The organism is Rosenbergiella sp. YN46 (assembly GCF_036620675.1).
Classification (GTDB): domain Bacteria; phylum Pseudomonadota; class Gammaproteobacteria; order Enterobacterales; family Enterobacteriaceae; genus Jejubacter.
The window spans coordinates 1-7328 of the sequence record NZ_JAZHEE010000066.1; the positions used below are offsets into that span (position 1 = coordinate 1).

The window sequence follows — 7328 nt, forward strand, 5'->3', positions numbered from 1 at the left end:
GTGACAGGCGGCTCCGGCGCCCGGTTTCAGAACAAAAATGGCAGAATATGACGATACGGTGGGCTGTTCCGTTCATTGCCGGGAAACGCCCTCGCCTTTCAGGGAGAGGGCTGGCGTGAGGGTGACAGGCAGCTTCGGCGCCCTGTTTCAGAATAAAAGCGGCGGAATATGTCGATGCAGTGGGCTGTTCCGTTCATTGCCGGGAAACTCCCTCTCCCGTTTCGGGAGAGGGCCGGGGTGAGGGTGACAGGCGGCTCCGGCGCCTGGTTTCAGAATAAAAGCGGCAGAATATGTCGATGCGGTGGACAGTTCCGTTCACTTCAGGCAACAGCTTCTCTGTTAATCCACCGCAGGTGAACGGAACCTTCGCCAGCGCGATATACTCACCCGGAAGCCAGAGCCGCCGCCGGTAACTTCAGCTTCACGACAATCCGCGATGAACCTTTTTTATTGCCTGCGCGCTAGCCGCGGCGCGCCTTCACCGCCGCCGCCAGCTGGCGCAGCAGCGTCTCGGTATCGTCCCAGCCAATGCAGGCGTCGGTCACGCTCTTGCCGTAAGTCAACGGCTCGCCGCTCTCCAGGCTCTGGTTGCCTTCCACCAGATGGCTTTCAACCATCACGCCGACAATCGCTTTCTCGCCGTGAGCTATCTGAGCGCAGACATCGGCCCCCACTTCCATCTGCTTCTGGAACTGCTTGCAGGAATTGGCGTGGCTGAAGTCGATCATCACTCGCGCTTCCAGGCCTGCTTTCTCCAGGCCCTGTTTCACTTGCGCCACATGCTGCGCGCTGTAGTTTGGCTCTTTGCCGCCGCGCAGAATAATATGGCAGTCCCCATTGCCGCTGGTGTTGACAATGGCGGAATGGCCCCACTTGGTGACCGACAGGAAGCAGTGCGGCGCGCTGGCGGCGTTAATGGCGTCGATCGCCACCTTAATCGTGCCGTCAGTACCGTTCTTAAAGCCCACCGGGCAGGAAAGGCCGGAAGCCAGCTCGCGATGCACCTGAGATTCGGTGGTGCGGGCGCCGATGGCGCCCCAGCTCATCAGATCCGCCAGATACTGCGGCGTAATCATGTCCAGAAACTCACCGGCCGCCGGCAGGCCGCTATCGTTGATCTCCAGCAGCAGCTGGCGCGCAATCCGCAGACCGTCATTAATTCGAAAGCTGTTATCCATTCCGGGATCGTTAATCAGTCCCTTCCAGCCCACCGTGGTACGCGGTTTTTCAAAATAGACCCGCATCACCACCTCCAGCTCGCCGCCGAGTTCGTCGCGCAGCGCCAGCAGGCGTTGAGCATATTCTTTGGCAGCAACAGGGTCGTGAATGGAACAGGGGCCGATGACCACCAACAGCCGATCGTCCTGGCCGCGCAGGATCTGATGGATAGCCAGGCGGGCAGCGGACACCGTTTTTGCGGCATTTTCGGTAGCTGGAAATTTTTCTAACAGGGCAACCGGCGGGAGGAGTTCATTGATCTCTTTGATTCGTAAGTCGTCGTTCTGATACATGCTGATTCCAGTGGAGCTTGATAATTTGCGCTATTGCAATCCCTTCAATCTATCGCGTCGCGCCCCAGGTGTAAACGGGGTTTTACAGTTAACGCAGATAATTCCGGAAAGTTGGCTATAACGCCGCCTGAACAGCCATGAAATGTGATTAATAGCGCACTTTAATCATTTAAACGCTGAGAAATGGCAAAAAATCAGGATGAGATCCCGCTAATTATCCCACCGGTAAATGCCGCTTCATGACATAAAAGCGATTGCATCCGCCGGCTGGCGCATAATAATAACCGTTAATTCTGACAGATAAGCCCAGGGGAAAGATGGCTCACTCACATTCGCATCAGCACAGCCATGAAACGGGTAACGGCAACGTCCGGCGCCTGTTGATCGCCTTCACCATTACCGCGCTGTTTATGGTCGCCGAAGTGATAGGCGGTCTGATCTCCGGCTCGCTGGCGCTGCTGGCGGATGCCGGACATATGCTCACCGATGCCGCAGCGCTGCTGGTGGCGCTGCTGGCGGTTCATTTCGCCCGTCGCCCGGCAAGCGGCCGCCATACTTTCGGATGGCTACGTCTGACCACCCTCGCCGCCTTTGTGAATGCCATTGCGCTGGTGGTCATTACCATTTTCATTGTCTGGGAGGCCATCGTCCGTTTCCAGAATCCCCAACCGGTGGCGGGCAAAACCATGCTGATTATCGCCTTTGCCGGATTGCTCGCTAACCTGTTCTCATTCTGGGTGCTGCACGGCGGGGGCGAAGAGCGCAATATGAACGTGCGCGCCGCCGCGCTGCACGTGCTGGGCGATCTGCTGGGTTCCGTCGGCGCCATTGTGGCGGCGCTGGTGATCCTGTGGAGCGGCTGGACGCCTATCGATCCGATTCTGTCGGTGCTGGTCTCCTGCCTGGTGCTGCGCAGCGCATGGCGGCTGCTGAAAGAGAGTATGAATGAACTCATGGAAGGCGCGCCTCTGGCGCTGGATATCGCGGCGCTGAAGCGCAACCTGTCACGCAGCATTCCCGAGGTGCGCAACGTTCACCATGTGCATATCTGGCTGGTCGGTGAAAAACCGATGATGACCCTGCACGTGCAGGTGATTCCGCCGCACGACCACGATGCGCTGCTGCATCGCATTCTCCACTTCCTGGCCCATGAGTATCAGATAGAGCACGCAACGGTTCAGATGGAGTACCAGGCCTGCCACGGCCCGGAATACGACCTGAACGAGAAAACGGCGCAGCACCATCACCACCATCACTAGTCTATAACAGCGCGCGTGACGAATGTTCACGCGCGCTACGCATCCATAGCCGGGTACCGTTAAGGGCGATAAAAGTCAGTATCAGGTACTCCAGCGCCATGGCCCACACGCCCTGTAGTGCGAAGATAGCCACGCTTATCACGTTCACCGCGCACCACAGCAGCCAGTTTTCCACATACTTGCGAGTCATCAAAATCATCGCCACCAGCGAAAGCACCATCATCGAGGCATCCCAGAACGGAAAAGCGTCGGGGGAAAGTGCCGGCATGGCGGCCTGCACGCTCAAGAAACCCAGCATCGCCAGCGCTGCCCGGGTCAGCGCCGCAAACACCGGATCGATCCATAGCGTCATGATAACAATAGCCACCGCACAGACGGCGAGTAGCAGTAATGCCCCGGGAAGGGGAAGCCAGCGGATGCGCAACTCCGGCCTTTGTCCCTCGTCGCGCCGCGACCAGGCATACCAGCCATAAATATTGGCGACGAAGAAGAACAGCTGCAACAGCAGGCTGGCATAGAGCTGGATCTGGAAAAAAATGATGGCGAACAGCGTCACATTCACCAGCCCGAAGGGGTAGTTGATAATCTTCTCCAGGCTGGCCAGCCAGATGCAGAGCAAACCGGCCAGGGTGCCGATCGCCTCAATCCACGAAAGGTCGTAACCGCCCGTGCCGAGCGGTATATGCACCAGGATGTTTTGGGTGCTGAAGATTTTATAGATGTCCAGATATACGGCAAGATCGTCTGCTGACATAGGGGAAGTCCTGGTTGTTCGGTATGGATACCGTCATAATTTACGACTTTTCACTCTGCTGTGGTTTTCATACCGTAATCGAGCGATTCAGGGAAAATATCAGAAGCAAAGTATCATCACCTGATACGCCGTAAAAGCACGTCCTGCCAGGGCGAGGAGAATCTCGACAGACCGGCTAAACTCACTTATGGTGACACGCGTATCCACATAAAATCATTGGGTAACACCGGAATGAGTACGGTGAGCTGCAAGAAGAATAAAGTCGTCTGGATAGCGGCCTTATTATATTGCCGCCAGAAATCACGCCATTATGGAAAAATGGCTAAGAAATTACCCCTGTTGATGGGAACAGGATATCAGGAGCCGTTCTCACCTAAAAGTATGCTACAGGGATAAAATCCATGATGAACTCGTGCATTTAAAGAAACAACATGATGGTTATTATCTGCTTTAAAAACCCCATTATGACCATGTACAATTCTGATGCCCAATTGGCCCGCCGCCTTCGCAACAGATTCCCTGGTCGGGCGGAACCTGGTCATTTTTAAAATTTTAGACTTGTCAATCTCCTGATCATTTAAATAATTAACCAGATCTTGAATATTTCTATCATTATATGACTTAGCATCTACTTCAGTAAAACCGGATTCAATTTTGTCACCGTCACTGCTCAAGCCATTATGTATGTACAGCGTCCTGTTTTTTTCATCATAATAGCAATTAACAAAAACATTTTTTCGTGCGATTTCCACACATCCTCGCTGATTGTATTTCTGGCGGCCTTTCCTGTCTGTGCAGATTTTAGGCAAGAACAGCTTTCTATATAATCATGATTGCCAAGGACAAATATACCACCATTATTATGTATGTTTTCCCTGATGATAAAGTCGGCATCCTTGTTAAGGGAGAAGCGATCATGAGCAACATCACCAATAAAAATAAGACTCCGTGAGCCTTGACTATAAGTTAAATTATCAGCCAACTCTGACAATTTATTTTGCAGGAGTGTGTTCTTCTGGAATCCTACGAAACTTCCACTCTGAAGATTATTTGCAATAGCTGCTTCGGCTTCCAGCAACGGCAATAAACACTTAATTCCCTTATTGCTTATATTGATGATGCCGGCTTGTATGCCAAGTAGAACCGAGCGAGCGGTAGAACCATCAGTATCACCACTAACAATGGGGGAGGAAAGTGAAGGCGATGAAACCTCTTTAATTTCAAGCAGGCATGAAAAATATTCCCTGGCGGGTGGTGATAACTCACTAGCAATATAGTTAATAGTGTCAGCCGGGCTAACCTTACTGGCATATTCGACATAACCCAGTTTTTCCAGCAATAATACAACGGCCATTTTGGGAAGTTGAAACGTAAACAGCTTATTTACCTCATCTGACCCCATATCAGGTTTAGTCGTAACAACACCTCCATAAAGGTCCGCTTCTATTGGCAGATTGTTGTTAGCAATCAGCTTATTCAAGCCATCGGGGGTAAACTGCTCAATCAGCTCCAGCGAGGCTTTGATATAACTATGATGAGTCATCCCCTCCGGTAACCAATCTGTACCCCCGCCCTGACTCAGGGCGGCAGAATAAAGAAAAACGGTAGCAAGATTTTCAAGTGCCGCATGCTTTGTTCCTCCGTGGAAGATAAAGTCACACAGGCGGTCCCACAACCCCATGTGAGTAATAGCATGATGTGCAAATCTTAAAGCCTCCGGGTTGTTGAGACCCGCAAGCGTCAGATGCTTAATCCGTTCCTGTCGTTGTTCAGACAAATTTAAAACGTTATTATTTGATAGCGAAAACGATATGCCAGCCATACGACATGCCCTCAATCCAATCATATTATTGACTATTGTTTCGCCATTCAGGGAAGGATTATATAAAATATTGCTCATTCGCCACTTGCACCCATTTTTTCGTTCATATGTATTTTCCTGCCAGTAATTAAATTCTTCGCTGTTCAGAGGCCCAGAACAAAGACTAACATTTGTTTTCTTATCGCCATCAAATTACCCACAGGAAAACTCACCCTTTAGACTAGGTACAATCAGCAGCCCTATCAGATGCTCAGATACGGCGCACTGCCCGGTGATAGCCGTCATAGCCAGAGGTAATAAACAACGCAGGCGATCGAGGATCGCCACGAACATGGATTGCACCGGCTTCAACAACAGCGATGACGTCGGCCAAAGCGCCCTGCTTCCAGTTCTACTCCTGGAAAGCGAAAACGCCTCGTCCCGTATTTCATCATATTCAAGGTTGTGTTCAATGACGAAGGCTATAGTGGCGACTGTCTATCGGGCCGGTGTACTCCCTTATGGCGGTCTGGCACTGCTCTCGCGGATGTAAGAGAAGGGTTTCAGCATGACCTGCTATCCCCCTATGAAAAGAGGGATATATGAGAAGAATGTCACATCTAAATAAAACCAGGGGGGCTGAAGATATCCATTCGCCCCCCGGCGTTACACTATTATGCCTTTGCAGACTGACGCAGCGTCGCCGCAAAATCGAGCATGCGGTTGAGCGGCAGCAGCGCCCGCTCACGCAGTGCTGGCGCAACGTCAATCTCATGCTGTGCTCCCCCCTGCTCCAGACCACGAGCGATGGCCTCAAGGCCGTTCATCGCCATCCAGGGGCAGTGGGCGCAGCTGCGGCAGGTAGCGCCTTCTCCGGCTGTCGGCGCTTCCATCAGCTCTTTATCCGGGCAGGCCTGCTGCATTTTATAGAAAATGCCGCGATCGGTGGCGACAATCATCTGGCGCTGCGGCAGACGACGGGCAGCGGCGATCAGCTGGCTGGTGGAGCCTACCGCGTCGGCGAGCTCCACCACGCTCTGGGGTGATTCAGGATGCACCAGTACCGCGGCATCCGGGTAGAGCGCCTTCATACGCAGCAATCCCTGGGTTTTAAATTCGTCGTGCACGATACAGGCGCCGTCCCAGCATAGAACATCCGCGCCGGTCTGTTTCCGCACATAGCGGCCCAGATGGCGATCCGGCGCCCACAGGATCTTTTCTCCCATGGCGTCGAGATGTTCAATCAGCTCCACCGCAATGCTGGAGGTCACCACCCAGTCGGCACGAGCCTTAACGGCCGCCGAGGTATTGGCATAGACCACCACGGTACGATCCGGATGCCGGTCGCAGAATGCGTTAAAGGCGTCGTCGGGACAGCCGAGATCCAGCGAACATTCCGCCTCAAGCGTCGGCATCAGTACCCGTTTTTCAGGGCTGAGGATCTTCGCGGTTTCGCCCATAAAACGCACCCCGGCAACCAGCAGCGTGGAAGCGGGATGACTGGCGCCGAAGCGCGCCATCTCCAGCGAATCCGCCACACAGCCGCCGGTTTCTTCGGCAAGGGCCTGTATTTCAGGGTCAGTGTAGTAGTGCGCCACCATAACGGCATCACGCACTTTCAGCAGCGCTTTGATCTGCTCGCGATAATGCCGCTTCTGCTCAGGGTTTAATGGCGCCGGTTTTGGCGGGAAGGGATAGATGGCCGTCTGGGGATCGAACATCACGCTCATCGCTAATCTCGTTTTGTCAACTTAACAAATATGGCCTTTACGCGCTCTTATGCCCATAATAAGCCGCTAATCGTTTTATATGCTAAACAAGATAGCCGATCGCGCTGGCGTTGTCGTCTGTTATTTATCCTCGTAAGGAAATCGCTGTAAACGGCGCACAGCAAAAAGGCGCCTTTAGGGCGCCTTTTTACACTGGTGGGTCGTGCAGGGCTCGAACCTGCGACCAATTGATTAAAAGTCAACTGCTCTACCAACTGAGCTAACGACCCGCAA

At 53.1% G+C, this 7328-nt stretch carries 5 protein-coding genes and 1 tRNA gene; 1 reads left to right on the forward strand and 5 read right to left on the reverse strand.

Going from position 1 to position 7328, the window contains the following annotated elements; genetic code table 11:
• Nucleotides 1–461 precede the first annotated feature (461 nt).
• Nucleotides 462–1511, reverse strand: a complete 1050-nt coding sequence (gene aroG / locus V3W49_RS22225) for a 3-deoxy-7-phosphoheptulonate synthase AroG (protein ID WP_500148132.1) — start codon at nt 1509–1511, stop codon at nt 462–464.
• A 317-nt stretch (nt 1512–1828) separates the two neighbouring features.
• Between aroG and zitB the strand changes: the two genes are divergently transcribed.
• Nucleotides 1829–2770 (forward strand): CDF family zinc transporter ZitB, encoded by a 942-nt coding sequence (gene zitB / locus V3W49_RS22230; RefSeq protein WP_500148133.1) that lies wholly within the window; start codon nt 1829–1831, stop codon nt 2768–2770.
• 1 nt (nt 2771) lies between these two features.
• On the opposite strand, the gene pnuC is transcribed toward zitB, so the two are convergent.
• From pnuC to V3W49_RS22250, 4 genes are all read right to left on the reverse strand, one after another.
• Nucleotides 2772–3524, reverse strand: coding sequence for a nicotinamide riboside transporter PnuC (gene pnuC, locus V3W49_RS22235; RefSeq protein ID WP_500148134.1), 753 nt, complete (start codon nt 3522–3524; stop codon nt 2772–2774).
• Nucleotides 3525–4194: 670 nt separating this feature from the next.
• On the reverse strand, nt 4195–5424 hold the full coding sequence (locus V3W49_RS22240; RefSeq protein WP_500148135.1) for a hypothetical protein: 1230 nt from the start codon (nt 5422–5424) through the stop codon (nt 4195–4197).
• 575 nt (nt 5425–5999) lie between these two features.
• Complete coding sequence (gene nadA, locus V3W49_RS22245; RefSeq protein WP_500148136.1) at nt 6000–7055, reverse strand: quinolinate synthase NadA; 1056 nt, start codon at nt 7053–7055, stop codon at nt 6000–6002.
• Nucleotides 7056–7248: 193 nt separating this feature from the next.
• A tRNA-Lys gene (locus V3W49_RS22250) sits at nt 7249–7324 on the reverse strand.
• Nucleotides 7325–7328: the final 4 nt, after the last annotated feature.

Coding starts and splice junctions, on each gene's coding strand:
- aroG (WP_500148132.1), bottom strand. CDS start 1,511: ATGTATCAGAACGACGACTTACGAATCAAAGAGATCAATGAACTCCTC.
- V3W49_RS22240 (WP_500148135.1), bottom strand. CDS start 5,424: ATGAGCAATATTTTATATAATCCTTCCCTGAATGGCGAAACAATAGTC.
- zitB (WP_500148133.1), top strand. CDS start 1,829: ATGGCTCACTCACATTCGCATCAGCACAGCCATGAAACGGGTAACGGC.
- pnuC (WP_500148134.1), bottom strand. CDS start 3,524: ATGTCAGCAGACGATCTTGCCGTATATCTGGACATCTATAAAATCTTC.
- nadA (WP_500148136.1), bottom strand. CDS start 7,055: ATGAGCGTGATGTTCGATCCCCAGACGGCCATCTATCCCTTCCCGCCA.